At 49.6% G+C, this 25,595-nt stretch carries 18 protein-coding genes; 8 read left to right on the forward strand and 10 right to left on the reverse strand.

From position 1 onward, the window contains the following. Positions 1–113: 113 nt before the first annotated feature. Positions 114–758: a hypothetical protein gene (locus EIH22_RS04500; RefSeq protein ID WP_124054572.1), complete on the reverse strand. Its 645-nt coding sequence runs from the start codon at positions 756–758 to the stop codon at positions 114–116. A 401-nt stretch (positions 759–1,159) separates the two neighbouring features. Here EIH22_RS04500 and EIH22_RS04505 point away from each other — a divergent pair, with 401 nt between their 5' ends. Beyond that, positions 1,160–2,917, forward strand: a complete 1,758-nt coding sequence (locus tag EIH22_RS04505; protein WP_124054573.1) for an alpha/beta hydrolase — start codon at positions 1,160–1,162, stop codon at positions 2,915–2,917. Positions 2,918–3,033: 116 nt separating this feature from the next. Here EIH22_RS04505 and EIH22_RS04510 read toward each other — a convergent pair whose 3' ends face one another. The 6 genes from EIH22_RS04510 to EIH22_RS04535 all read right to left on the reverse strand — a co-directional run bounded on the left by EIH22_RS04510 (position 3,034) and on the right by EIH22_RS04535 (position 11,502). Further along, positions 3,034–3,582, reverse strand: a complete 549-nt coding sequence (locus EIH22_RS04510) for a YceI family protein (RefSeq protein WP_124054574.1) — start codon at positions 3,580–3,582, stop codon at positions 3,034–3,036. Between the two features lie 250 nt (positions 3,583–3,832). Beyond that, the gene (locus EIH22_RS04515; protein ID WP_124054575.1) at positions 3,833–4,705 is read right to left on the reverse strand and encodes a carbohydrate ABC transporter permease; all 873 of its coding nucleotides are present in this window, start codon (positions 4,703–4,705) and stop codon (positions 3,833–3,835) included. Beyond that, a complete protein-coding gene (locus EIH22_RS04520; protein ID WP_124054576.1) occupies positions 4,702–5,778 on the reverse strand; it encodes a carbohydrate ABC transporter permease in 1,077 nt (358 codons plus the stop codon). The genes EIH22_RS04515 and EIH22_RS04520 overlap by 4 nt, the downstream gene beginning before the upstream one ends. A gap of 102 nt (positions 5,779–5,880) precedes the next feature. Then, positions 5,881–7,164: an ABC transporter substrate-binding protein gene (locus EIH22_RS04525; RefSeq protein WP_124054577.1), complete on the reverse strand. Its 1,284-nt coding sequence runs from the start codon at positions 7,162–7,164 to the stop codon at positions 5,881–5,883. Positions 7,165–7,225: 61 nt separating this feature from the next. Beyond that, positions 7,226–8,416, reverse strand: coding sequence for a glycoside hydrolase 5 family protein (locus tag EIH22_RS04530; RefSeq protein ID WP_124054578.1), 1,191 nt, complete (start codon positions 8,414–8,416; stop codon positions 7,226–7,228). Continuing rightward, the gene (locus EIH22_RS04535; RefSeq protein ID WP_124054579.1) at positions 8,413–11,502 is read right to left on the reverse strand and encodes an alpha-mannosidase; all 3,090 of its coding nucleotides are present in this window, start codon (positions 11,500–11,502) and stop codon (positions 8,413–8,415) included. The genes EIH22_RS04530 and EIH22_RS04535 overlap by 4 nt, the downstream gene beginning before the upstream one ends. Positions 11,503–11,643: 141 nt before the next feature. Between EIH22_RS04535 and EIH22_RS04540 the strand changes: the two genes are divergently transcribed. Then, positions 11,644–12,660, forward strand: coding sequence for a LacI family DNA-binding transcriptional regulator (locus EIH22_RS04540; RefSeq protein WP_160149022.1), 1,017 nt, complete (start codon positions 11,644–11,646; stop codon positions 12,658–12,660). Positions 12,661–12,882: 222 nt separating this feature from the next. Further along, complete coding sequence (locus EIH22_RS04545) at positions 12,883–16,386, forward strand: endo-beta-N-acetylglucosaminidase (protein WP_124054581.1); 3,504 nt, start codon at positions 12,883–12,885, stop codon at positions 16,384–16,386. A gap of 70 nt (positions 16,387–16,456) precedes the next feature. On the opposite strand, the gene EIH22_RS04550 is transcribed toward EIH22_RS04545, so the two are convergent. Beyond that, the gene (locus tag EIH22_RS04550; RefSeq protein ID WP_160149023.1) at positions 16,457–18,121 is read right to left on the reverse strand and encodes an alpha-keto acid decarboxylase family protein; all 1,665 of its coding nucleotides are present in this window, start codon (positions 18,119–18,121) and stop codon (positions 16,457–16,459) included. Positions 18,122–18,131: 10 nt separating this feature from the next. Further along, positions 18,132–18,713, reverse strand: a complete 582-nt coding sequence (locus tag EIH22_RS04555; protein WP_124054583.1) for a TetR/AcrR family transcriptional regulator — start codon at positions 18,711–18,713, stop codon at positions 18,132–18,134. A gap of 173 nt (positions 18,714–18,886) precedes the next feature. Between EIH22_RS04555 and EIH22_RS04560 the strand changes: the two genes are divergently transcribed. Next, a complete protein-coding gene (locus EIH22_RS04560) occupies positions 18,887–20,143 on the forward strand; it encodes an Nramp family divalent metal transporter (protein WP_124054584.1) in 1,257 nt (418 codons plus the stop codon). An 87-nt stretch (positions 20,144–20,230) separates the two neighbouring features. Here the strand turns inward: EIH22_RS04560 and EIH22_RS04565 are convergent, their stop codons facing one another. Beyond that, positions 20,231–20,860 carry a cadmium resistance transporter gene (locus EIH22_RS04565; protein ID WP_124054585.1) on the reverse strand — a complete coding sequence of 210 codons (630 nt, stop codon included), beginning with the start codon at positions 20,858–20,860 and terminating at the stop codon, positions 20,231–20,233. A 235-nt stretch (positions 20,861–21,095) separates the two neighbouring features. Between EIH22_RS04565 and kdpF the strand changes: the two genes are divergently transcribed. Genes kdpF through EIH22_RS04585 form a run of 4 tightly spaced genes read left to right on the forward strand, consistent with a single transcriptional unit; the run spans position 21,096 to position 25,569 of the window. Further along, positions 21,096–21,185, forward strand: a complete 90-nt coding sequence (gene kdpF / locus EIH22_RS04570; RefSeq protein ID WP_200829166.1) for a K(+)-transporting ATPase subunit F — start codon at positions 21,096–21,098, stop codon at positions 21,183–21,185. Then, positions 21,182–22,825, forward strand: coding sequence for a potassium-transporting ATPase subunit KdpA (kdpA, locus tag EIH22_RS04575; protein ID WP_124054587.1), 1,644 nt, complete (start codon positions 21,182–21,184; stop codon positions 22,823–22,825). Before kdpF ends, kdpA begins: the two co-directional genes overlap by 4 nt. Beyond that, positions 22,822–24,954, forward strand: coding sequence for a potassium-transporting ATPase subunit KdpB (gene kdpB, locus EIH22_RS04580; protein ID WP_124054588.1), 2,133 nt, complete (start codon positions 22,822–22,824; stop codon positions 24,952–24,954). Before kdpA ends, kdpB begins: the two co-directional genes overlap by 4 nt. Positions 24,955–24,963: 9 nt before the next feature. Further along, positions 24,964–25,569 (forward strand): potassium-transporting ATPase subunit C, encoded by a 606-nt coding sequence (locus EIH22_RS04585; protein ID WP_124054589.1) that lies wholly within the window; start codon positions 24,964–24,966, stop codon positions 25,567–25,569. Positions 25,570–25,595: the final 26 nt, after the last annotated feature.

Raw genomic sequence — 25,595 nt, forward strand, 5'->3', positions numbered from 1 at the left:
CTTTGGCTTGAGCAAGGGATCGTTACCTTTCTCGCTTCCTTATATGATGAAATAACGTCAATTCCCGTTTGAAACCGAGAATTGGTAGGTCAGTTGAGGGGATGAATATTTCGTCAAATATTCTTTTGCTTCCGCCACCTGTTTATCGAACCTTTTTGCTCGGTGAGTTCGTTGGCATATTTCTCACTTGCAGAGGCTTGGAGCTCAGCAAGTGCATCTGCTAGTCGAGGTATGGCATTGATCTTTGTTTTACATTCAACTTCGGTTAAAGCTATCTTGATCTGCTCAGCGTCGATCACTTCGGGATGCGAGCCCTCGATGCCAATAAGTCCAAGTGAATCGTCGTATGTTTTATAGCCAGCCGCGGTATAGTACTGTTTGAGTTCTTCAAGTACGGACATTCCAGCTTCACTTCTTGGAATGTCGTCGGAACTACCTCCAGAGGCCTTGATATTAAGATCAGATTTCATCAGAAATCGAGGATATTTGGGGCTTGAATCGCAGACTTCGGCAATACGGTCCATATCTTTATCGGAAATGACCACGTTTGGATTGGTTTGTTTGATAGCGGGATCTTCTTTTTCGCGTTTTGCTTCAGCCTCTTGTTCCTCTTGAGATATAGCTTGAGGTCCTTTATAAGGTTCTGTAATAGGGCGATCTGCATAACCAAGTCTTTCGGCGCGTTCCTTGATCCATGGTCCAAATTCATTCCATACGATCTCATCTGGGTTAGGTTGAGTAGAAAAAGTGGCAACCAACGAGAACCGTCAATGCTACTAGAGACGCTACCGCTGTTTTTCGTAAGCGCATCGCCGTCTTCCTCCGCTTCCTTGCGTGATAACTCGCGTTGGCATCATCGCAAGCGCGGGTTAAAGAAAAGTCATTCTGGGCTTGTGCCGAAACGATTAAGTGCAAGCAGTCGAAACGAACCCGTGTGTGAAAACTAATTATAACGACTCTCGATAGTCTCAACGTGTAAGGTGCGAGTATTTCTTTTTCGTAGTTTTCTGGGTGGGGTTTAAACCCAGGTATAAAACACTTTGTGAAATACTAAAAACCGGAAGGCGTGAGGTCAAAGAAGAAGCAAAAACGCCGAAGTGAAACGTGGTTTCACGTAAATCAAAGTCTGTATCGGATCCCTAGATGAAGAGGTATTACCGTGGCAGTAGACCACCCCACTCGGCCACTACTTAGTTACACTACTGCTGGCACACCGACTAAAGGTACGATTATCGCTTTCCATGGTGTGACCGACTCTGCTGCGAGCCTAGCGGACCTGGTTCAGTACTTTTCCCAAGAGTGGCAAGTTGTGACGGTTGATCACCTTGGGCACGGCATCTCACCCCGATTCAAAACCAGCGAATTGGAGTGCCCGTTTGAAGCGCTCGTCACAACCGCCACAGCTATTGTTCAACGAATTCTTAAAACGGCGCCAAACCCTAACTGTGTTTTGATCGGACATTCCATGGGTGGCGCAGTTGCTACGCAAATGGCTTTACGTCTGCCGGCGAAAGTTTCCGCGTTGGTTCTGGAAGATCCAGCGCTCTTACTGCCCAATCAAGCCGAACAATATCTTAAAAATACCGATGCCGAATGTGAGCAGATCGAGCGCATTCGGTCCAATCCTGCGTGGGCTTTGGATGAAATTAAGCAGCAGTATCCAAACTGGCCAGCGCAGGAATATCCGGGCTGGCTTCAGGCAAAGATGCAGGTTGATTTAGACTTTCTCAAAACAGGAATCGTAGGGGTGGTGGACCGCGATTGTTTGGCTGACCTCGCTGTACCTACGCTATTGATCTCGGGTGATGCTCCAAATGTCTTGTTTGATACCGATGCCCTCGCGCTCGCGTCACAAAACAATCCACTCATTTCTACGGCGACGATTCCTCACGCTTCACATACGGTCCGGCGTGATAACTCGCGGGCATTTTACGCTGAAGTCGATCGTTTTCTTAGTTTACAAGCTGCACCACGTACCCAAAATCAAAACGCTCAGGGAAGAGTCTCTATAGAAGCCCAGCCGTACCTTGACCCAGAACTTACTCCGATTATTCCTGATGTACCTGTTCAAACTACTTGGGATCCGATTCGATTGCGCGAAGAAGCGGCGATCAAATTCGAGCATAACACTTCGCTTCCTGCAGGTGTGTCCCTAACCAGTATTGACGACGCCGGCGTTGAGTTTCGCATCTTCACTCCTGTTTCGTCGGAGCCACGTAGTGTGGTGTTAGCTATCCACGGTGGCGGGTTTATTGCGGGTGATCCAAAGTTCGACGACGATCGAAACGCTGAACTTGCAAAGTCACTGAGTGCCCACGTGGTTGCGGTTAAATATCGCTTAGCGCCTGAGAATCCATATCCGGCTGGGCTTATGGATTGTAAAGCTGCGTTTGATTGGATTTTTACTCAGTCCCAAAGCAGGGGTAATTTCGAAGATCTTCCGATTTATCTGTTTGGCGATTCTGCTGGCGGAGGTCTAGTTTCGCAGCTACTTGGGATCTTATCGAATAAGGATAGAGAGCAAATTTCTGGAGTAGTGCTTCTAGAACCATGCTTGGACCCTACATTAGATACACGCTCCTATGTAACTATGAATCAGGCTCCTGTGTGGAACAAGGAAGCAGCTAGTTTTGCCTGGGATGCCTATCTCCCCGAGCGTTATAGCCTTTCGTTTGTTCCCGAAACTGCAGTGGTTCTTAAAGAGGATCGTGCATTTCTAGATCACGCAAAGTTCGTAGTAGTAGTTAATCCTGCAGATCCGCTCCGAGATGAGGGGATTGATTTAGCGCGCAGTCTTGCCGATGTAGGAGCAAATATTGCACTTCATATGTTTGCAGGTACTTTTCACGGCGCACTTTCCGTTCCGAACACTGATGTGTGGTGCCAAGTTAAAGATGTTATTCGTAAAATTTTCTAGATGAAGAAGCCGCTCCTTGGCTCAACCCGGATGGGCAGCGCCAAGGAGCGGCTTCTAAGTGGCTATTTTTAAGAGTCGATGGATCATACGTTTCGTGGATCTGATCGACTAGTTAATCACGCCTGTTCGATCAAGGAAACGTCGAACTCCATAACGATCTTCTCGGAAACGAGGATTCCGCCGGTTTCAAGAGCTGCGTTCCAGGTAAGTCCCCAGTCCTTACGGTTGATTTCGGTCTTACCCTCGAATCCAACGCGGTGGTTACCGAATGGGTCGGTAGCGGCTCCAGTAAACTCGAAAGGAATCGTTACTGGGTGGGTCTGATCCTTGATGGTGAGGTCACCGGTGATTTCGATGCTCTCATCATCTACAACCTTGACTGAAGTCGAGGAAAAAGTAATGGTTGGGTACGATTCTGCATCGAAGAAATCGCCGGTGCGCAGGTGCTGATCGCGATCATTATTTCGGGTGTCTACCGAAGCAACCTGGATCTCAACGTTAACCTTTGCGTCTTCTGGTGCAGAGGCATCGCCGGTTGCAGTTCCTGAGAATTCAGCAAAGGAGCCACGAACCTTAGTAATCATTGCATGAAGTGCAACGAAAGAAATTGTGGAGTGAGTTGGGTCAATAGCAAACGTGCCACGAATATTATGTAGATCAGACATGTGCGTCTCCTAATCAATAAGATGATTTAACATTCAACAGTTTAGTTGTTGAGACTTGTTTAAGTCAATAAGTAATTGAAAATCGAATTAAAGCAATTTGATATTGTCTGTTTTTCCAGCTCAAAAGACTAGAAGTTTAGCTAAATACCTCTAAGATCACAAAAAGTTCCCCAGTCAATAGGCTAATGATTGACTGGGGAAACAACTGTGTATGTAGTGCTAGGCCTGACGCGGGTCTTTACGTTTAGCGTTAACCCTTCACAGCGCCGTCGGCAACCCCACGGAAGAAGAACTTCTGTGTAAAGGCGAAAAGGATGATGATCGGAAGGAGCGCAAGCATTGTACCTGCTGCAACTACTCGGGGGTTTGAGGCGAATGCTGAGTTTAGGTACTGCATTCCAACAGTCAATGTGTACTTCGCAGGATCAGAGAGTACAACCAGAGGCCAGAGGAAATCATCCCAAGCTTGGATGAAGGACATAAGGGCAACCACCGAAGCCATACCGCGGACGTTTGGCCACACCACGAAGCGAAGACGTTGCCAAGTGTTGGCGCCATCGATCGTTGCCGCATCCAAAACAGCAGGCGGAATCGAGCGGCACGCCGTCGCCATAAGGAGAACGTTTATTGCTGTAATGGCAGTTGGAAGGAACACGCCAACCAAAGTGTTTGCCAATCCCATCGACTTAATCGTCAAGTACTGCGAGGTAAGCGTAACTTCACCAGGGAGGAGGAGAGTAGAAAGAATGAGAACAAGAGCAATTCCACGACCGCGGAATTTGAGGTTGGCAAGGGCATAGCCTGCACAGGTTGCGAAAATAATGTTCGTAACAACCATAAGAACAGAGACGAAAAGCGAGTTCCATGCGTAGCTAACAACTGGGATAGCACGGGTAACTTCCCCGTAGTTCGCCAACGTTGGATCATCGGGAATCAGATTTGGTGGGAATGAGTAAATATCTTCCCAAGGACCTTTCAATGAAGTTGAAAGCTGCCAAAGGAATGGACCAACCGCAATAATGAGCATCAGGATTAGAAGTACGTACCGGCCGGTCATACTAAGAACGGTCGAGCGCTCAATTCCGTTTCCTTGGAGATTTTGGAAACCGAACTTCTTTTTCATCGGATTTCCCCACCTTCCTGTGTGCTCTCTAAGCGATGTTTCGCGCCGTCGTTTACGCCGTCACTTTCGTTAAGGCCACTATCGGTATTTTCGTGAGCGGCTGCTGCAATCGAAACTTGTGTACCGGAATCGGCTTTGAGATTTGTTTTTTCGGCTTTCCGTACCTTCTTAGCAATCTTGCGCAGACGCATTGCCTCGCGGAGTTCTTCGCCCTGGTTGATGTACATAACGAGCAAAAGCGGAAGAATAGTGAGCGCGAAAAGAACCACGGAAATTGCCGATGCATAACCAAGGTTTCCATTCAAGCCCTTTCCGGTTTGCTGGATCAACATAACCATTGACTGGGATTTACCACCCGGGCCGCCCGAACCATTCGTCAAAACATATATTTCGGAGAATACTCGCATAGCTGCTACCGTAATCAGTGCTGATACCAGTAACATCGCACCGCGAACACCTGGAACCGTGACGTTCCAGAATCTACGCCACCATCCGGCACCGTCGAGAGCAGCAGCTTCATAAAGTTCTTTGGAAACATTTCCCAGAGCGGCAAGATAAACCACCATGTAGTAGCCCAAGCCCTTCCAGATCGTAAGCGATGCGGCGGAGATGATGATCAACCACCGATCAATAAGGAAGTCGATCGGACCGTCTGTGATTCCAACGAACTGGAGTGATTCATTGATAATTCCGCGCGAGTCGAAGAGCCAGCTCCAGATAATGCCAACGACTACTACGGATGCAATTACGGGGAAGTAGTAGGTGGTTCTGAAAAGGGAAATTCCTGGAACTTTCTTCTCAACGAGCAAAGCTAGCAGAAGAGGAAGGAAGGTGAGAAGAGGAACGCACAACACCACGTAGAGCAAGCTTGTGACTAGCGCGTAGATGAAGCGTTCGTCTGCAAAAAGTTGAGTGAAGTTCTCCATCCCGATGAAATTAGGTGTGCGCAACGGGCGTGCGTCTGTGAATGCTAAATAAACAGTATTGAGGAATGGCCAAATTGCAAACACGATCACCCAGATCAGGGCAGGCGCAAGCAACAGGTATGGCGTATACCAGCGCTGGAACTTCATTGTTTCTCCTTGCAGAGTTGTCATGTGGGAGCGGACTGGGAACGGAAAAGATCGTTACATTTCCAGGGAAGCATCCGCTCCCACACGATTAACTAAATATCCCTACTTTTGTAGGTTCTTGTTGGCGTACTCAACAGCCTTATCGAGTGCCTCTTGGATTCCAAGTTCACCCTTGACCGCAAGAGCCATTTGCTGCTTGAGGTACTTATCCATGTCGTAGGTGAACTGAATTGGGTATTCAGGAGTTGCGTCCGGAAGAGCCTTTGCAGCTGCTTCGGTTGCCTTCTTCTGGAGTTCGTTCTTCACAACGCTTGTGAACGAGGTTGGGTTGGCGTTGCCTTCCTTGGTTCCCGGGAAGAATCCCTGAGCAATCTTCACGAATTCGATCTGGTTCTCGTTGTTTGTGAGGAACTTAGCGAATGCCAAAGCAGCTTCTGGAGACTTCGAATTCTTCGAAACTGAAATACCCTGGATGAAGAGAGGTGGATGTCCGATACGCGGGGTGATAACGGTTGTTGAAAGTAACGAAGGTGCTTCCTTCTCAAGTTCAGAAGCAAATCCTGCAGACGCGGTGGTCCATGCGGTCTTTCCGGCCTTGTAGAGGTGGGAGTTTCCGAGGTAGTCAGCGTTCAACGCTTCGGCAGGCATTGCGCCAGCTGCGTAAGCATCCTTGTAGCGTTGAACAACCTTCACTGCTTCAGGAGAGTTGAATACGAACTTTCCGTCCTTGATGATCTCAACACCAGCTGAAGAAAGAGTTCCGGTACGTGGAACATCGGAAATCATCTTAACTTCGCCGTTGGTTGCCTTGGCTACCTTGGTGGCCATAGCGAAAAGGTCGTCAAGATTCTCAGGTAGCTTGGAAGGGTCAATATTTGCCTTCTTAAGAAGATCGGTGTTGTACCAGTTCAGATCGGTGCCAAGGTACCAAGGGTAGCCGAACTGTCCATCCATCTTTGGGTAGCGGTATGCGTCGGTTGCATTCTCAACGTACGCTTCCAGACCCTTCTTGTCGGCCTTCTCGAGGTCAGCGAGCATATCTACCTGAGCAAGCTTGTAAGCAAACTCTGGGGGAAGGTTGATTACATCAGGGAGCTCGTTGGAGTTTGCCTGCTGGAGGATCTTATCTTCGTAGCCATCGCCTGGCTGGTCAACCCACTTGACCTTGACTTTCGGGTTAGCTTTTTCGAAATCAGCGATGATTTTCTCAAAGTATGGGGTGAAGCGGTCGTTCTTCAAGCTCCATGACTGGAAAGTGATGTCGCCTGCGACTTCGCCCTTACCAGCGGCTGAAGAATCGTCCTTCTTGTCGGTTCCGCCACCGGTGCAAGCAGTCAACGCGAGTGCACATACAGCGGAAATAGCTGCAACTTTTTTAAATCGCATGGTCTTCTCCTTTGAAGATAAATGGTCGAAAAGGATTGTGAATATGACGGCAAATAAGAATTTACTCCTCACCTCCTTGTTCGGTTAGGTGTAGCGCCCTTACATCGCCGTCGAAAGCAAGGTCAATCCAAGAATCGAAGATCGATCCGTTGGCATCGCTGATGTCGCGTTGGTTTTCAGTGACGACGACGGAAAGCGTGTTTCGTTCACAAGGTGATTGCGCATTCGTTCCACGCCACCTTTCGGCGGAAGCTGCGAAAGCATCGCCAATCGGTTTTGTTTTTCCGTTTTCATCAATGAGGCCGAGAGAGTGTTCAAAATAAGGAAAATCAACGAGTTTACTGTTGACGTCATGGGAACACCACCAGGTGATGGCTTCAAGGTTCGGGCTTACGCCTCCACCGTGTTCTCCCATCAAGATATTCACGGTATCGATAAGGAAATCAGGAGCCTTATCTTCGGATACTGAGTTTTCTGGGGCGCCGACTTCTTGCAACCACACTGGGCGGTGAGGGTCGGGGCTCCATGCCGTGGCTAGTTCACAAAGATAGCGAGCGAACCACGGAAGCTGAGGCGAATCGACACCGAAACGAGGGGAAAGTGCGCCAAATACCCAGGAATGAACCGTTGTTGAATCGCCACGCGTCGTTGCGGCAACTGGTCCAAATGGCTGCGAAGGTTTGAACCACAGATCGTCGTCGTGCGACTGAACGTGGCGTCCTTCAGGCCAGACTCGCTTGGCTTCGCCGATCAGGGTATCGAGCCAAGAAAGCGCCTGCTCGGGGGATGTGGCCGAGCGGTGCGGGTGGCGCTCCGCAGCGAACTGCATAAACTCATTTCCAAGGGTAAGTCCAGTTGTTCCCGGAACGTCTTTGAGCGCGTCTCCTAGAACGTGAACTAGATCTTTTTGAGCGGAAACAACGTCCGGATCAGTGAAGATATTACGATCGTGCCACGTCACAACCCACGAGGGGAGGAAGTCGAACGAAGATAGATGCCCTTGCAGAACGTCAACGCTGGTTTCCAGCCCAGCTTCCGAAGCAAGTTCTGCTGTTTTAACCACGGCGTCCACCGCAGCGGAGCGAATCATATTTCGGTTGGGCTGAAGTAGTGACCACAGTGGAAAGATTCGCACATGATCGGCGCCGATTGACTTGATCTGTGCAAAATCATCGCGAACTGCTTCGGCGTCGAAGTCTAGCCACGAATAGAACCAGCCTTGGCGAGGCGTGTAATTAACTCCAAATTTCATTGTTCCTCCACCGAGAATCGAAGTGTGGCTACTTGGAAGGCGCCCAAGGTTAGTGAATAACTATCGCCTTCCTGATGAGAGACGGTTGGTACGTCGTTGGTATCTTCATAGAGTAAATTGGTGCAACGGACGTTGCTTGCGTCCGGGATCGAAAGCTGAACGGTTTGTGGGCCACCTTGCGCTTCATAGAGGCGAACGACGACGTCACCCGAGCGGTCTGGAGCCATCGAAACTGATTCCACAACTGCTCCATCGACGCCAATGAGAGACTCAACAGTGGATCCGATTCCGAAACGACGCCCAAGATTGAGGTTTTGACCTTCTTGAACTGCGCGAAGAACGTTGGCATTGGGGAGAATTCGGAAGTTCCAGCTGTGAACACCTTGGTCTTGTTGTGGATCTGGATACTTTGCCGACTTAATCAACGTGGCTCGAATAGCGCTCCAGGTTCCGCGCTGCTCGTGCGGGTGACGGGTGATGTCCCAGCCGTATGTGGAATCGTTGGCGATTGTGAGGGATTGAGAAGCATTTGCGACTCGAAGCCAGCGATGGGTAGAAACTTCGAAACGATATGCGTCCCACGAAGTATTTTCGTGAGTTGCTCGCTCAATGAATCCCATCTGGGTCTCGTACTGGGCGCGATCCGTGTGGATATTCGTTGGGAATACAAGCTTGAGGATCTTCTCCTGCTCGTTCCAGTCGGCTTCAACGTGAAGATCGACGTGATCGTTGTAGACCAACCACTCGAGTGTTACCCGTGAAGAATCGAAGGCGGCATCGGCGGTGATTCGTACACAATCGTCAAGCTCTTCGATCTTTTCTAAATGCATATTGGTTACCGTGCGTTGTGAACCACGGTAGAAGGGATCAATGTCCCAGGCATCCCACATATTCGGGAAGTCTTGGTGGAGGTGGAGTTCGCCGGCACGTTGACCTCGTGGAATATAATCGAAGCCCTGAGTATTACGCATGCTTACACAGCATCCGGATTCATCAAATTTTACGGTAAAGAACTCTGTGGAAACACTACGGGCGTTATGGTCAACCGTAATGTGGCTGTGCAGTGATTGTGGAGCACTGATGCTTAGCGCCTCTACGCTATGCGTTTTGAACGACGCCGCGTTAATGAGAACGCGGGAATCCGAAGCTGGACGGCTCGCCGCATCGTCGGAATTTGGATCAGTGAGGGAAACGCCAAGGGAAGTTAGGGCTTCTTTGATCAGGTTCTCACAGGTTGTGGAGATCTGAGCGTGGAGTTCACGAACTTCTCGGTAGACCCAAGCGACTGAAGTACCTGGGAGGATGTCATGGAACTGGCAGAGAAGCAGTTTGTGCCATGCCGCTTGGAGATCGTCGTACGGATAATCCATTTTTCCGCGCGTAGCAGCGGTTGTACACCACAATTCGGCTTCACGGAGTAGAGCTTCGTTGCGGCGATTTCCCTGCTTGGCATCGATCTGAGAAGTGAAGGTGCCTCGGTGTAGCTCCAGGTAGAGTTCACCAACCCATACAGGGAGTTCGGTGTATTCTTCTTTGGCTCGCTCGAAGAAATCGTGCGGAGACTCAACTACAGTGCGAGGTGCGCCCTCGAGATCGGAGAATCGATGGAGGCGTGCCATCATCTCCCGGGTGGGGCCACCACCGCCGTCGCCATATCCGAATGGAAGGAGCGAACATGATGCCTTGCCTTTTTCTTTGAAGTTTTCGACGGCGTGAACCAGCTGAGCACCGGTAACTTCCGATCCATAGGTATCGGCAGGTGGGAAATGGGTGAAGATACGGCTTCCGTCAATTCCTTCCCACGCCAAGGTATGGTGAGGAAAAGTGTCTACCTGATTCCATGAAATCTTTTGAGTGAGGAAGCGTTCGATCCCTGCTTCTTTTGCAATCTGTGGAAGAGCGCCCGAATATCCAAAGGAATCTGGGAGCCAAACTTCCTTGCAATCAAAATCAAGTTCTTGGCGGAAAAAGCTGATTCCTTCAACGAGCTGACGGCACATAGCTTCGCCGCCAGGTAGAACGGCATCAGGTTCCACCCACATGCCGCCTACTGGAACAATGGAACCTTCTTTTACACAGGTGCGGATACGGTCGAAGAGCTCTGGGTCCTGCTCTTTTACCCATGCTAGATGTTGGGCTGCTGGTAGCGCGAACACCAGTCCCGTTCCGTCTTCGATTAGGCGGACGACGTTTGAAAGCGTGCGCACAACCTTGCGTTTTGTTTCGCGAATTGGCCAAAGCCAAGCGGAATCGATGTGTGCATGGCCGACGGCGCTCAGACGGTGAGCATGTGGAAGCGCGGGTTTTGCCAGCTCAGGTGCGAGGATTTCGCGAGCTAGGTGTGCGGTGCGTGGAATATCGTCTAATTCGAGTGCGTCTAATGCGCAGTTAAGAGTGTGGAGGACGTGCCATTCACGATCGCCGAAATGAGGCTGAGCTTGGATGAGTTCAAAAAGCACTGAAATATCTAGAGCTAGATCGTAAACATCGCCGTGACGGATCGTTAGATCCGCGCGAGTCAGGGTGTAAAGATCTTCGAGAGAGGACGTGAGTTTATCGCCGTCGTAGGTGGGTTGGAACGGAAGGACTTCTAAGAGTAGAGGATTAGCTGCGGCCTCGATCGAGAACTGGACTTCGGTTCCCGCCACTTGCGGCAATGGAATCCATTGGTTGCGTGGGTTGATTGCCTTGATACAGTGACCGTTTGAATCGCGTACCTGACCTTCGCATTGGAACCCTGCGGAGTGGTCTGCCCATCCGAGGTCTACGATTGCTTCGAAAACGTCGTTCGTTTCTAATTCACGGTTCGGGATGGTGGTATTGATGCTAAACCAAACTGTTTCCCATGGTGCACCCCATGAAGTTCCTGCCGTAATCGGTGTAAAGGATTCCCACGGAACACTGTTGAGAGCAACTGGTTCGCCAATGACGCTGCTATTTGTACCTAAACCCGAATTGTTGTTTTCGCGTGGAACTCGCCAAAAGCTAAGATTAAGAGGTGTGAGAATAGTATGCTGTGCGGGCAGAATCTTCTCACGCAGGGTGCGTTCCACGCGCTGCATAAGGATCTGACGGTTATCGTGCATCGGTTCTCCTTGGTTGAGATATGCGTCATTGAAATCTCCTACCTTGTAGCATAGGAACTAAACCGCTTTAGTGCAAGACTTTACGCAAAGTTTGTGGGAAAGTGTTTCATAGAAATAATCGAACTGGTTCTAGGAGTAATCGTGGGCAGGCCAACTATCAAGGATATTGCGAAGCAAGCAGGGGTAAGCTCCGCAGCGGTATCCTTTGCCCTTAATAATCGCCCTGGAATTTCTGATGCGACTCGTGAAAGAATCCTGCGCACCGCGAAAGAAGCGGGCTGGGTTCCTAATTCGGTGGCTATTGCGTTGTCCGGTTCGAAAGCTGGTGCGGTTGGGCTAATTATTGCTCGTCCAGAATCTGCATATTCCAACGAACGCTTCTTCTTTGAATTTATTGTGGGGTTGCAACGTTCGCTCACCGAAGCGAACCTTGACCTAGTTTTCCACACCGCCACAAACCTCGATGAAGAGCTTTCGATGTATCGCAGGTGGATGGCTCAGGGGAGAGTCGATGGAGTGGTTGTTATTGACCCACGAGTCGACGATCCACGTCCGGACCTCCTTCGTAAGTTAGGTATGCCTGGTGTTTTTGTGGGTGCCAAGCATAAAGATTTCGGTGCTGTTCTAGCTGACGATGCGGCGATGATGACGGCGATCGTCGATCATCTCCAAGTTCAGGGAGCTAAACGCCTGGGTTACGTGGCAGGTAATTTTGCGCTATTGCATACTCAAACACGCTTCGCGGCACTCCGCAATCGTGGAAAAGAACTTGGGATAGACGTCGTCGTAGCTGAAGATGTAGATGTTAGTGAGGCGTCAAGCTATGAAGCAGTGGAGAAGCTTTTAACATCGAAAGACGCTCCGGATGCCTTGGTTTTCGATAATGAAATCCTTGCCCTTGGAGGTGTGCAGGCAGTCCATCGCCATCACCTAGCTGTTGGTGAAGATGTACTTATGGTTTCGTGTGAGGATTCGGATGTGTGCCGGGTGCTTAATCCACCGATTACTGCGGTCAGGAAGTCTGCGCGTTTGCTTGGAGAGCATGCCGGAACGGTGCTGTCTGAACTTCTGAATAAGGACGAGTGTCGCGTTATTGTAGAAGAGAATCCTCGTTTAGAAGAGCGTGAATCAACCATGCGGAGCACTATTCTGGTGTGAATGGAAAGGTTAGCTCTGGTGGTATTGCACCTCAACCTTTTAATCAATAAAACCCTAGACCGTTTGAGCGGTTTATCTAATTTGAGCTATTTATAGAAAATGATTGCGGATCTCAACAGACCTTAGGTAGCGTGTACCTTACAGTAGCTAAACCGATTTAGTGCGCTTGTGCTCGCGGTTTTCTGCTCAACTTGAAGGTCGATCAAAGCGAAGGGGCTTTGTATGCGTTCTACACGTCGTCGCATATCTTTTATTTCGGCACTGTCAATATTTGCGTTTCTAGCTTCACCTGCGCAGGCAGCGGATTCTTATCCACCCGCCGGAGAAGCTGCTGTTGCTAGTGCCCAGCCAGTACTTTCTGGATATCGAGTACAAAGTATTCGTGATTGGACTCCAGAATCTGATCCATTTGCAAACCAATTGCGAGCAACCGTTCCGCTCCAAAAACGAATCGCAGCGAATCCAGCTACGCAGGCCAAACCGGAACTGGATGGGCGCGCGGAGGTCATGCTAATGCAGGGCGATTACGGCAACTCGTTCTTTGGCTCAACCACATACAACAACACGTTTTCTGACCACACGTTCAATTTTTGGCAGTACTCGGATTATTGGTCGCCCTGGCACGGAGCGGCATCACTTGGAGTTCCGCAAACGATCTACAACCCTGCCACCTCGAATTGGCGTGACCGCGGATTTGAATTTGGAGTACTAAGCGTTCCTAGTCCGGAATACACAAATGCCGCTCATCGCAACGGTGTTAAATCGATCGGAATTCTTTACTTTGATCCCTATTTCCGCCCAGGCCTAACGTTTAAAGAAATGTTCGATAAAGACCCAAATTCTCAAGGGTATCTGCTTGCTCAGAAACTCGTGGAGATGGCAAAATACTACGGATTCGATGGCTACTTCCTTAACCAAGAAGAAGCTGTGTCCGATCCGTCCGAATTTAAGCCGTTTATGGCTTACCTGACTTCCCAAGGTCTTTACACTCAGTGGTACGACACCAACTCGCAGTTCAATGCCTCGAAGGCGGCTTGGCTCCGAGATAATCAGCATGGACGCATTCACAGTTCGGTATTTGTGAACTATGGTAACGATGGAAAAGCGATGAACGCGTGGGCAAAAGCCAATGGGTATGACCCCTATGCTGAAGTTTTTGCAGGTGTTGAAGCTAACCAAACCGGTTTTGGTGGAACCGGTGGTGTTGACCAAGGCTTCACCTCGGCCACAAACCATTCACCTTTAACCTCAATTGCGCTGTTCACGCCGTCAGACTTCTACCAGCGTGGACTTGATGATCAGATCAAGGACATTACGGGACGAAGCGACACGAATTTGCCATTTATGCAGCAAGATTCCTATCAGTGGATGGTTTCTGAACGTGAGCGTATGTACTTCTCCGGTCCGAAACAAGACGTTACGGCAACCGGTGCTGCAAACCTTATCACCCGGGAAGAAGTTGGTATTAATAATACTGGTTGGATTGGCGTCGCTGATTTCATTCCAGCCCGTTCGGTGATTTCTGGAACTGAATTTTACTCGCTCTTTAACACTGGAAAGGGAATGCGTTCCTACCAAAAGGGGACTGTGAGCTCTGCTAAGAAGTTCTCAGATATGGGAGCGCAGTCCATCTTGCCGTCCTGGCAATGGTGGATTACCGCGGAAAAACAACCAACGCTCAAAGCTGATTTTGACTACGGTGACCAGCCCCGTACTGATTTACAGGGCAAGCCTGTTACCTCGCCGTTTACACCAGTTGGGGCTTACGACGGCGGTTCCTCGCTTGTACTTTATGGCGTGGCTGACGTTCCACAAACCGTGAAGCTCTTTAAAACCGATCTTAAGGTAACGGCCGGTTCGAAGGCATCGGTGGTGTGGAAGAATACGCAAGCTACGGCGAACGCTCAGCTCGCCGTCGTTTTCGCTGATGAACCGACTAAAACTATTACGTTCCCACTTGGTGATTCAACCGGACAGTGGCAAGAATCTGTGATTGACCTAGGTCAATATGGAGGAAAAACAATTGTGACACTTGGTGTTCAGGTTGAGAATGCTGCGCGTGGTGTTGAGCCAATTCAAGTGAATGTTGGAAAACTGGCACTTACTTCGGGTCAGGAAGCTCCGCAGGCTCCGCAAGGACTTCACGTGGATGAGCTACTTACAGATGGTCAGATGAATATTTCCTGGCAACCGCAGAGCTTTAATGAAGTGGATTCCTATGTGTTTGAAGGCATTGATTCCCAAGGGAACGTTCATGAATTTGGGCGCGGATTTGGGCAAGCGCGCTACATAAAGAATGTAGGTATTTCAGGTGACTTTACCTTGCAGGTTCGCGCTGTCGGTAAAGACGGGCAGTATTCTGCTCCTGCAAAGTTAGTTGTTGAGCAGTCGAAACTTCCACAGAACCTCACTATTCCTACTGCTCTTGATTCTCAAGGGCACTTTGTAGAAGCAAAAGAAGCCGGCAAGGTTAGTTTGGCATGGAACGCTGTTTCGGGGGCTCAAGGTTATGAAGTGCGGCTCAAGACGCTCTTTGCTGATGCTAATAATCCCTACCATGGCGAAGCAAAGGTACAGGTTGGAGCTGGTCAAACCGATGTGACTATGGTTGCACCACCGGAAGGTGAGCGTTTCCAGATCTGTGTAACACCGCTGGGTAAAGAGCTAGGTGCGGTTAAAGAGGTATGTCAGCGGGGTCGCTACCATGATTCATATGCGGCGCCAATGCATAAGCAGGACTTTGGGTTGCTTGGTGGAGCTAAATTCCATTTGAAGAATCCAACGACGACTGACTGGCAAAAGGTTTCGTCAAAGGGTGACGAAACCTGGGTTGCTACCCGTGGAAAGAATAATAATGCGCAATGGAATAATCACGACGAAAATGGACGATTGACCGTAGAGCGCACTGTAAAGTCTACAATTGCTTATTCCCTAGTTGACTATGCGGGAAATTCCTCACAACCAATAGAGCTGAAACTAAATGGAGACAAGATTGATTTTGTTGATCGGGCGGCTCCTGAAGTATGGGCAACTCCATGGAATCCACAGGTTGTGAAAAAGGGGCAGGCAATTACACCGATTACGGTAACTGCTCGCGATAATGCAGGAGGGGTGAAGATTTCAGTTTCGCTCAAAGAAATTCCGCAGTCTACTGGTGCCGAGGCAAAGCCAATTGCGCAGACCCTACCGACTACGCGGGATTTGGAACTTGTGCAGATCAAACCATCCACGCAGCTACAGGCAATGAACTCTGCTCAAGGAGATATGGCGGTTTTCAGAACTGCTTCGTTAATAGCTCCACAACTTGCCTATAAGCCAGCGTCGGCAAGCACCCAAGCCACTTCCTCCCTTGGTGGTCTCAGTTTTGATGAAGCTACCAGGACTCTTTCAGGAGTTCCGCAGTGGGAGGGCGTTCGTGAATTGGTAGTTACGGCAACTGATAAATCGGGTAATTCCTCAACGATGTCCTTAACTATTCAAGGAAGCGGCACGAGTTCCCCAACGCCGAGCCCTGCCCCAGATTCGAGTGCTTCTCAAGGAACAGGTGCGACCTCCAGCGCGGGAAACGCACAAGCTGGATCAGGAAGTGATGTTGCTCCGGCTCCGCGCCTTGATAGTGAGCTTTCTCAGACCGGATCAAAGTTGGTAATTTGGTTGACGCTGGTTCTGGCGCTCTGTCTATGTGTAGGTGTTGGGTTCACGATGTGTTCTAAGAAACACCGGTGAGCTAGGAGAATTAGAGACCGTGTGACTTGGGTTAGTACACCGTTAACCTAAGTCACACGGAATCGAGGTGTTATCCCATACTTGATACGAAATCAAGAGCGGACGGAATGTCTTGGGCATCGGTAACTGCTTCGATAAGCACGAGTTTTCCGGGGTGTTCCATGGCTGTTTGTAGCGCAAAATCAAGTTCTTGGCTGGTAGTTGCCTTGAAAACTAAATGGTTTGTTGGGTCAGACCCGAAGAATTCGAGTGCCAAGTCCCACCGCCACGCAGGAATTGTGTTGTAGCTGGCAGTCATGCCGTGAATAGCACGCTCAACGGTGTAGCCATCATTGTTAATAAGAATGACGACGGCGGGAATGTCTTCACGAATCATTTGCCCAAGCTCTTGTATTGTGAGTTGTGCAGAACCGTCACCAATGAAAAGTACTGGCCGCTTATTGCGGTCGGCAAGCCCTGCGCCTACAGTTGCCGGCAGAGTGTAGCCAATTGATCCCCAGAGGGGCTGTCCGACAAAAGTGACGCCCTGTGGAAAGCGGCACTGTGAGAGACCAAAGAAGCTGGTTCCCTGCTCGGCTAGGACGATGTGCGAGGCATTAAGGTGTGTAGCAACTAATTGCCACAAATCATCTTGCTGTAAGGGGGTGTCCGTCAGCTCAATAGGAGTGTAATTCGAATCAAACTTCTCGAACGGCATTGCCTCGACATGAAGTTCACAGATTACTTGTTCGGTAATATTTAAGGAAGTAGCGATGCTAAGTGGAGCAAAAACACGGTTCCCAATTCGAGCTTCGGAACGTCCAAGATCTATCCGGTGCTCGTTGTCGATCTTGGCAGTGAATCCGCCGGTGGTGTTATCGGTGAATTGGACACCGATCGTCATTAGTGCATCAGCATTTTCAACGGCAACTCGAACGGGTTCGGCGGATGCGGATCCTGAATAGGTCCCCACGTAATTTGTAAGCGATTCGTCTACCAAGCTCTTTCCCCAAGACAGAGTAGTTACGGGCAGACCTGTTTTATCCAAAAAAGAACGTAACTGATCAGCGGCACCGTCGCGGTGAACCAAAATATCGGCAAGTACGGTTACTTTCTTTCCTTGAATAAAATTACGTAGCTCTGCCTCGAATTCTGTTGCGGCTGTTTCGCTAGAAACAGGTTCGAGTCGAACAAGTGGAGTGCTTGGAGGAGTAGCGGGGCTAGCTGCTACGTCGGCTGCCAAGATAATCATTCCTGGACGCTTGTGGAACAAAACTTGTGAAAGAGCGTGATCTATCTGTGCGCTCGCCGTTGGCGCCTCAACATCAATGACGCAACAGGTAATTTCTTTAGCAATGCGCGCAAAGTGTTCGAAGTTTCCGTCACCCAGACTGTGGTGAGCCCGGCGGTGTTCTGCTTGGATATGTTTAGCAGGAGCGCCAACAATATGAACAACCGGAACGAATTCCGCGAAGGAACCGGCGATTGCGTTGGTTGCAGAGAGTTCGCCCACTCCGTAGGTGGTGAGAAGTGCACCGATTCCTTTAATGCGAGCGTATCCGTCTGCGCTATAGCCCGCGTTGAGCTCGTTTGCTGAACCGGCCCAATGGATGTTCTCATGCGCGATCACATGGTCAAGGAAATGAAGGTTGTAATCTCCTGGAACTCCAAAAAGTTCGTCGATTCCAATTTCGTTGAGTCGATCAAGGAGATAGTCTCCAACGGTATATGACTGAGGTGAGTTTGAAGTAGTCATATGGTGTTTGTTATTCCTTTCGTGAATATGGTGGCCTATTGCTGTTTTGTACAATGTGTTCAAAGAGACCACCGTGAACCTGTGTACGTGCTCCTCGTGCCCACTTTTCATCGACTTCTCCTAAATCAAGTGCCGCTGCTGCACTCATAAAAAGGCCAAGTCCCAGAAAAGTCTTGACTGCAACAGGATCAAGCTGAGTAATCTCCTCAACTGTTTCCCAGAGTTGTGCATAGTTTTTCCTCATTGCTTCCTTGATCTCTGCATCCGCACATGCTGCGAGTCCCTGCAATAGAAGCTGTAGTCGGGTGTTATCGGTGAGCCGATCAAGGTAGACGGGAGCCATGAGCTCAACGGCGTTGAGTCCAGTTTCGTTGGACGAAGCCTGCCGAAGCCCGGTGGTGAGGGACTCGTAGGCATCGTCAACGAGAGCCATGAATAGGGCTTTTTTCGTTTTGACTAGACGGAAAACGTAGGGTTGCGTCACTCCTGCTTTAGCGGCGATGTCGTCAATAGATGCCGCTTGTAAGCCTTTTGTAGCGAATTCATTCGCTGCAATGGTGAAAATCTGGCGGCGACGTTCTTCGGCTGTCATTCGAGGGTTCATAATTAGTAAGTTAGTACTTACTAATTATGAAGTCAAGGGGTGGAGAGTGGTGCTCGTGTTGTCAAAATTTGCCAGGGGTCTGGTTGTGTGTCTCGCGGATTAGTTATAAGGTTTCGCCTAGACGAAAATAAAAATTCAATACCACGAAAAGATTGAGATTTATGCCTGTTATTGCAGATGAGAAGCAGAATCTGGACTCAACGAAAGTAATTCAACACCGCGTTGTAGCATTACTTGGTCCAGCATTTGTTGCCGCGATTGCATATGTAGATCCGGGCAACGTAGCTGCTAATATTACGGCGGGTTCCACGTACGGTTACCTTCTTACTTGGGTACTGGTAGCGGCGTCGGCGATGGCGGTGCTCATCCAATATCAGTCAGCAAAACTCGGGATAGTAACCGGCCAGTCTATCCCAGAATATTTTGGAAATACGTGGTCACGGCGCTCGCGAATCCTCTACTGGCTTCAGGCAGAAATCGTTGCAGCAGCAACTGACCTTGCCGAAGTAATCGGCGGGGCTATCGCTTTAAATTTGCTCTTTGATCTCCCGCTGGTGTGGGGTGGCGTTATCATTGGAATTGCATCTCTTATCTTTTTGTTCCTTAAAGATAAACGCGGGCAAAAAGTATTTGAAAATATGGTGATCGTATTTCTAACAATTATCGCGATCGGGTTCCTATCCGGTTTGATCGTGAGTCCTCCTGCTCCTCATGATGTTGCGCGTGGTTTAATCCCAACGTTCCGTGGTCAAGATTCGGTACTCGTCGCCGCCTCGATGCTTGGCGCAACTGTTATGCCTCACGCGATCTATCTACACTCTTCTTTGGTGGGGGATCGTTTTGGAGCAAGCCACTCAGACTCAACGATCACCAGACTTCTGCACGCTACAAAAGTCGACGTAGTGGGAGCATTGGCTCTTGCTGGAATTGTGAATATCGGCTTGCTTCTGCTTGCTGGCTCGTCCTTGCGAGGCGTCGAAGGAACGGACACCATTGCGGGAGCTCACACCGCAGTAACCCATAACTTTGGAGCTGGCATAGGATTACTTTTTGCCATCGGCTTGCTCGCGTCGAGCCTTGCCTCCACCTCAATAGGTGCGTATGCCGGTTCAGAGATTATGCGAGGGCTCTTGAAGATAAACATCCCGCTCTACATCCGGCGCACCATCACAATCATCCCAGCGATTATTATTTTAGGGATGGGCGCTGAGCCCACCTGGGCACTCGTTATTTCGCAAGTGGTACTTTCCTTCGGAATCCCGATGGCTATCATCCCTTTAACGATGCTAACCCGAAGCGAGAAGGTAATGGGGAAGTGGCGTGACACTACCGGTATCAGAATCGCGATGATTGTTGTGTCTGGACTGATAGTGGTGCTGAACTTGTGGCTGGTTGTGTTGACTGTGCAAGGCAGTTAGGAATATAGGCGCGTTCACTTACTAGCAAAGGCATTTTGAGCATGATGACCGTCTAATGTATGGCGAAAATATCGGTACTTCACTCCGTTAGAGTCCGAATGCGCCACCACTCACTAAGATCGCTATACCCAGTCCGATTAAAACGAGAGGAAAAAGTACGCTTTCCCAGCGCTCGAGGATTTTCGCGATGGTGGGCTGTGTTGCAACGAAATGCGCGATATAAACAAGTGCGCCAACGAGCACAAGGAAAACCAAGCTGTAGGTAACTGTTGCTGCCCAACCCTGACTCAAGAAAACAGGAACGTAGACGCCGATGTTGTCGCCCCCATTTGCAAAGGTCACTCCCGCAACGCTCGCAATCGAAACTATTTTTCCGACGCCGGCCGCTTCACTTGCGCCTTTAGTTCCAGTTTCCTCGGCAACGTTTTCGTCTTCTTCTTCATTCCACTCATCCCAAGCCGCTTTTATGCCAAGTACAAGCGGAACCAAACCGAAGTACGGGATAACGCTGGGGGATAGGAGCATACCCGCTCCCGCCGTCGTCGCAATGGAGGCAACTAAAATTCCTACGAATCCAAGATACTGACCTGCGGTGATGCGGAAAGAAGATCCCGGGGCTCCACCTGCCCGTGCGAAGAAGAGTGCCAAGATGATGACGTCGTCGATATTCGTTGCAACGAATAGTCCGAATGCCTGAAGAAGAATTGAAAACGTCACAGATTTGCCCTTATTTAATGGGGAACAGAACGGTGAGATCAATCCTACATGGCGTTAAGAGCGCGTCAATATCTGAAGAATGTGAATTTGGATAGCGATCTAATGAATACATGATTTACGGCTTACTTTTGGTCATCGCGACTTTGGCACTCGGAGAAGTCCTGTTACGTCTCATTCATTCTCTTTACATAGATTCCCCAACAAACCATGGCGAACATCATGAAAGGAGAGGCTGATGTGGGAGTCAATCATTGCACTCGTGCTCGGTATTTCCGCAGTTGGCTACCTTGTAGTAGCCCTCTTTAACCCGGAGCGATTCTCATGAGTGGTTACATTCCTTTTGTCGTGGTGTTCTTGGCACTGGCGCTGGTTTATATGCCGTTTGGCAACTACATGGCTCGAGTCTTTACCACCGAAAAGCATTCTTGGCTCGAACGTGGAATCTATCGGTTTACCGGTATTAACCCTGACCAAGAGGTTGGTTGGCGAAGCTATGCGCAGTCGGTGATCACGTTTTCTATAGTCTGCATACTAGGCTTATACGCAATTATCAGGCTTCAAACATTTCTCCCGCTCCATTACTCCGTGGACCCAATGCGTCCCGATCAAGCATGGAATACCGCAATTTCATTCGTGACTAACACCAATTGGCAATCATATTCAGGTGAAACTGCGTTGACGATCTTCGTCCAGATGTTTGGTCTTACGGTTCAGAATTTCGTTTCTGCCGGTGTTGGGCTCTGCGTTGCGATTGCACTGATACGCTCACTTGCAAACGTCAAAGGCAACGGAAAACTTGGAAATTTCTGGGTGGATCTGACCCGTGGTATTTTGCGTATTTTGCTTCCGATTGCGGCCTTGGCAACGATTTTCCTCATCAGCCAAGGTGTTATACAAAACCTCCACGCAGCGCTTGAGTATGCCTCAATTACCAGTGGAACAACCCAGACTCTTCCGTCAGGAGCTGTGGCAAGCCAAGAAGCAATCAAAGAGCTCGGCACAAACGGTGGTGGATTTTTTAACGCAAACTCAGCGCACCCCTGGGAGAATCCAAACGCATACACGAATATGCTTGAGATTTTCTTGATTTTACTTATTCCGGTTTGTCTAACTCGAACCTTCGGAGTGATGGTTCACCAAAAGCGGCAAGGTTGGGCGGTATTAAGCGCCATGGCAACACTTTATACGCTGGTATTAGTCGTTGTTTCTTACGCAGAAACGCACGTTGCATCAGTTTCTGGTTCTGGACTCGAAGGCAAAGAACTACGGTTTGGTATTTTACCGTCGTCGTTATTCGCAGTTACGACGACGGGCACCTCGACTGGTGCTGTGGACGCGGCTCACTCAAGCTTCTCCCCGCTCGGTGGAGGAATGTTAGCTCTCAATATGATGCTCGGAGAGATCGCCCCGGGAGGAGTTGGCACTGGAATTTACGCCATGTTGGTTATGTTTATCTTGGCAGTGTTCATTGCTGGGCTTATGGTTGGGCGAACTCCTGAATACCTTGGAAAACGAATCCAAGTGCCCGAAATTACCTTGGTGAGCTTATTTATCCTCGTTATGCCTGTACTCGTAATTCTTGGCGTTGGTATTTCAACCGTTATCCCAGGCATTCGCACTTGGCTTTCAACAGCGGGCCCGCACGGGTTTACCGAGCTAGTCTATGCGTTCACGAGCGCAACAAATAACAATGGATCAGCATTTGCTGGTATCCACGCCGACGAACCTTGGTTCACGGTTTCACTCGGGCTTGTGATGTTTCTCGGTAGATTCCTTCCGATTATATTTGCCCTTGCTTTAGCTGGTCGTTTTGCCACCAACCCTTCGATCCCTGAAACATCGGGAACTCTGCCAACTCATCGACCCCTCTTTATCGGTGTTGTTGTTGGAATCTGCCTTATCGTAGGCGCACTTACCTTCCTTCCTACCCTCGTTCTCGGTCCAATTGCGGAGGCAATGCTATGACCACTACTCCAAATCAATCGCGATCATCGCTTCGTGCCCAGCTCAAAGAAGCACTTCCGCTGGCGCTTGCAAAGCTAGATCCGCGTACACTCATCCATACTCCCGTGATGTTTCTAGTAGAAGTGGGAGCTGCGTATACTTTTATCCTCGCGATCCTCCATACTTCGATATTTTCGTGGTCGATCACAGTATGGCTCTGGTTTACTGCGTTTTTTGCTACGTTGGCAGAAGCCGTTGCAGAAGGTCGCGGTAAAGCCCAGGCTGCTTCGCTTCGTGCAACTCGAACCAGCCTGATCGCCCAACGGATCGTCGATAGAGCTGGAGTAGCGTCACCAGATCAACACTTTGATTTGGATGTTTCGCCAACCGAAGCTGTTGCCTCCGATGATCTCAAGGTGGGGGACGTCGTCGTTGTTTGTGCAGGAGAACAGATCCCTGCTGATGGTGATGTTATCCTTGGCGCCGCAAGCGTTGATGAATCTGCAGTGACGGGTGAATCTGCTCCGGTTATCCGTGAAGCTGGTGGTGATCGCTGTGCAGTGACGGGTGGTACCAGAGTCTTGTCTGACCGCATCGCAGTGCGAGTTACGAGCAAACCGGGTGAAAGCTTTATCGATCGGATGATTTCGCTGGTTGAAGGCGCCGCACGTAAGAAAACGCCGAATGAGATGGCATTGTCGATTCTGCTAATTGTGTTGTCGTTGATCTTCTTGGTGGTAGTAATTGGGCTAGGGCCAGTAGCGGTATTTGCGGGTTCCCATATCACCCCGATTGTTTTTGTGGCACTGCTGATTTGCCTTATTCCGACGACGATTGGCGCATTGCTTTCAGCGATCGGAATTGCCGGAATGGATCGCCTTGTGCAACACAATGTTTTAGCAATGTCTGGTAGAGCTGTAGAGGCAGCGGGTGATGTGTCGACTCTGTTGCTCGATAAAACTGGAACGATCACGATCGGGGATCGCCAAGCTGTTGCATTTATTCCCGCACCCGGAGTTGACTCCCACGAGCTAGCACGGGCATGCCAGCTTTCATCGGCAGCGGATGAAACTCCCGAAGGTCGATCAATCCTGACTTTAGCGCAGGAGCTCGGAGAAGCAGCGCTCCGAGACGAAGAGTATCGTTTTGCTCGGTTTATCCCGTTCACGGCGAAAACTAGGATGAGTGGTGTGCTCTTCGAAGAAGAGTCTCGCGGAGTCGTGAAAGGCGCAGCAAAAGAGATTGTGGCACTTGTTGAGCGAAGTGGGAGTGCCGTTGATTCGAGCTCGGAGCGCGCTATTCGTGAGATTAGTGAATCGGGTGGAACGGCGCTCGCGGTTGCTTCGATCGAAACTGAGGTTCCAGAAGCTGGAAACGACTTCGCGAACGATCTTCCCGGCGTCGTCTCTGCTCAACTCCTTGGTGTGGTGCACTTGAAGGACATCGTCAAAGAAGGTGTGGTGCAACGTTTTGAAGAGTTGCGAGCAATGGGAATACGAACGGTCATGATCACTGGTGATAACGAGCTCACGGCGCGTGCGATTGCTAAAGAAGCCGGGGTAGATGACGTTCTGGCGGAAGCAACCCCGGACGACAAAATGGCTCTCATCAAGCGTGAACAAGCTGGCGGACACATGGTTGCGATGACCGGTGACGGTACAAATGATGCGCCGGCATTAGCCCAAGCAGACGTTGGGGTAGCGATGAATACGGGTACTTCTGCTGCGAAGGAAGCAGGAAATATGGTTGATCTTGATTCTGATCCCACCAAGTTAATCGATATCGTCCACATTGGAAAACAGCTTCTGATTACCCGTGGAGCCCTTACAACTTTCTCGATCGCAAATGATGTTGCGAAGTATTTCGCGATCATTCCAGCGATGTTTGTGGCAGCGTTCCCGGGTCTGGCTGCGCTCAACGTCATGCATCTGCATAGCCCAGAATCTGCAATTCTTTCTGCAGTTATTTTCAACGCGCTCATTATTGTTGCGCTCATTCCGCTCTCCTTGAGAGGGGTGAAGTACCGACCAAGTTCGGCTGCGCACCTGCTTGCCCGTAATCTTGGAATTTTCGGACTCGGTGGGCTTATCGCACCATTTATCGGAATCAAAATTATCGATCTAATTGTTGGTCTTGGACTTGGGATCTAGGAGCTCACGATGTCTCTAAGCAGAATAAAACGAGTCGTTTGGACTGCGGTTAAACTTTTCACTGTATTCACACTCTTGATAGGGCTCGCCTATCCGCTGGCTTTTGTTGGCGTCGGAAAAGTATTTTCTGACCAAGCTCAGGGGTCACTTTTGGTTCACGACGCCGGTGCGAAGGTTCCATCAGGAAAGGACCGTGTTGTGGGATCACGGCTCTTGGCACAACCTGTAACGAAGCCTGGATATTTCTTTTATCGCCCCTCGGCATCAGAAAATGGTGCGGATCCACAGCTCTCGGGAGCATCGAACCTATCGCCTTTCAGTGGAGAATTAAAAGACTTGATTTCCGAGCGTAGAAGGTTGATTGCACAACGTGAACATGTGCAACCCGATATGGTTCCTATTGACGCTCTCACGGTTTCTGGATCTAGTCTCGATCCTCATATTTCAGTTTCTTACGCGGAACTCCAAATAGCTCGCGTGGCGCGTGAACGTGGAGTAGACGAAAAAGTGATCAAGCAGACCGTTGAGAACAACACTGAGAGAGTGCTCAACGGGTTCGAAGATTCTAAGGTTGTGAATGTGACGGCGTTGAATTTTGCGCTCGATGAGCTCTAAAATCTGCGGTTTTCGTAATGCTTTTT

The organism is Arcanobacterium ihumii (assembly GCF_900604515.1).
In the GTDB taxonomy this organism is placed as follows: Bacteria; Actinomycetota; Actinomycetes; order Actinomycetales; family Actinomycetaceae; genus Arcanobacterium_A; species Arcanobacterium_A ihumii.

What these genes read in the sequence shown, in the direction of transcription:
- EIH22_RS04560 (WP_124054584.1), top strand. Translation starts at nt 18,887, where the DNA reads ATGCCTGTTATTGCAGATGAGAAGCAGAATCTGGACTCAACGAAAGTA.
- EIH22_RS04525 (WP_124054577.1), bottom strand. Translation starts at nt 7,164, where the DNA reads ATGCGATTTAAAAAAGTTGCAGCTATTTCCGCTGTATGTGCACTCGCG.
- EIH22_RS04535 (WP_124054579.1), bottom strand. Translation starts at nt 11,502, where the DNA reads ATGCACGATAACCGTCAGATCCTTATGCAGCGCGTGGAACGCACCCTG.
- EIH22_RS04585 (WP_124054589.1), top strand. Translation starts at nt 24,964, where the DNA reads ATGTCTCTAAGCAGAATAAAACGAGTCGTTTGGACTGCGGTTAAACTT.
- EIH22_RS04550 (WP_160149023.1), bottom strand. Translation starts at nt 18,121, where the DNA reads ATGACTACTTCAAACTCACCTCAGTCATATACCGTTGGAGACTATCTC.
- EIH22_RS04515 (WP_124054575.1), bottom strand. Translation starts at nt 4,705, where the DNA reads ATGAAAAAGAAGTTCGGTTTCCAAAATCTCCAAGGAAACGGAATTGAG.
- EIH22_RS04545 (WP_124054581.1), top strand. Translation starts at nt 12,883, where the DNA reads ATGCGTTCTACACGTCGTCGCATATCTTTTATTTCGGCACTGTCAATA.
- kdpB (WP_124054588.1), top strand. Translation starts at nt 22,822, where the DNA reads ATGACCACTACTCCAAATCAATCGCGATCATCGCTTCGTGCCCAGCTC.
- kdpF (WP_200829166.1), top strand. Translation starts at nt 21,096, where the DNA reads ATGTGGGAGTCAATCATTGCACTCGTGCTCGGTATTTCCGCAGTTGGC.
- EIH22_RS04520 (WP_124054576.1), bottom strand. Translation starts at nt 5,778, where the DNA reads ATGAAGTTCCAGCGCTGGTATACGCCATACCTGTTGCTTGCGCCTGCC.
- kdpA (WP_124054587.1), top strand. Translation starts at nt 21,182, where the DNA reads ATGAGTGGTTACATTCCTTTTGTCGTGGTGTTCTTGGCACTGGCGCTG.
- EIH22_RS04510 (WP_124054574.1), bottom strand. Translation starts at nt 3,582, where the DNA reads ATGTCTGATCTACATAATATTCGTGGCACGTTTGCTATTGACCCAACT.
- EIH22_RS04555 (WP_124054583.1), bottom strand. Translation starts at nt 18,713, where the DNA reads ATGACAGCCGAAGAACGTCGCCGCCAGATTTTCACCATTGCAGCGAAT.
- EIH22_RS04530 (WP_124054578.1), bottom strand. Translation starts at nt 8,416, where the DNA reads ATGAAATTTGGAGTTAATTACACGCCTCGCCAAGGCTGGTTCTATTCG.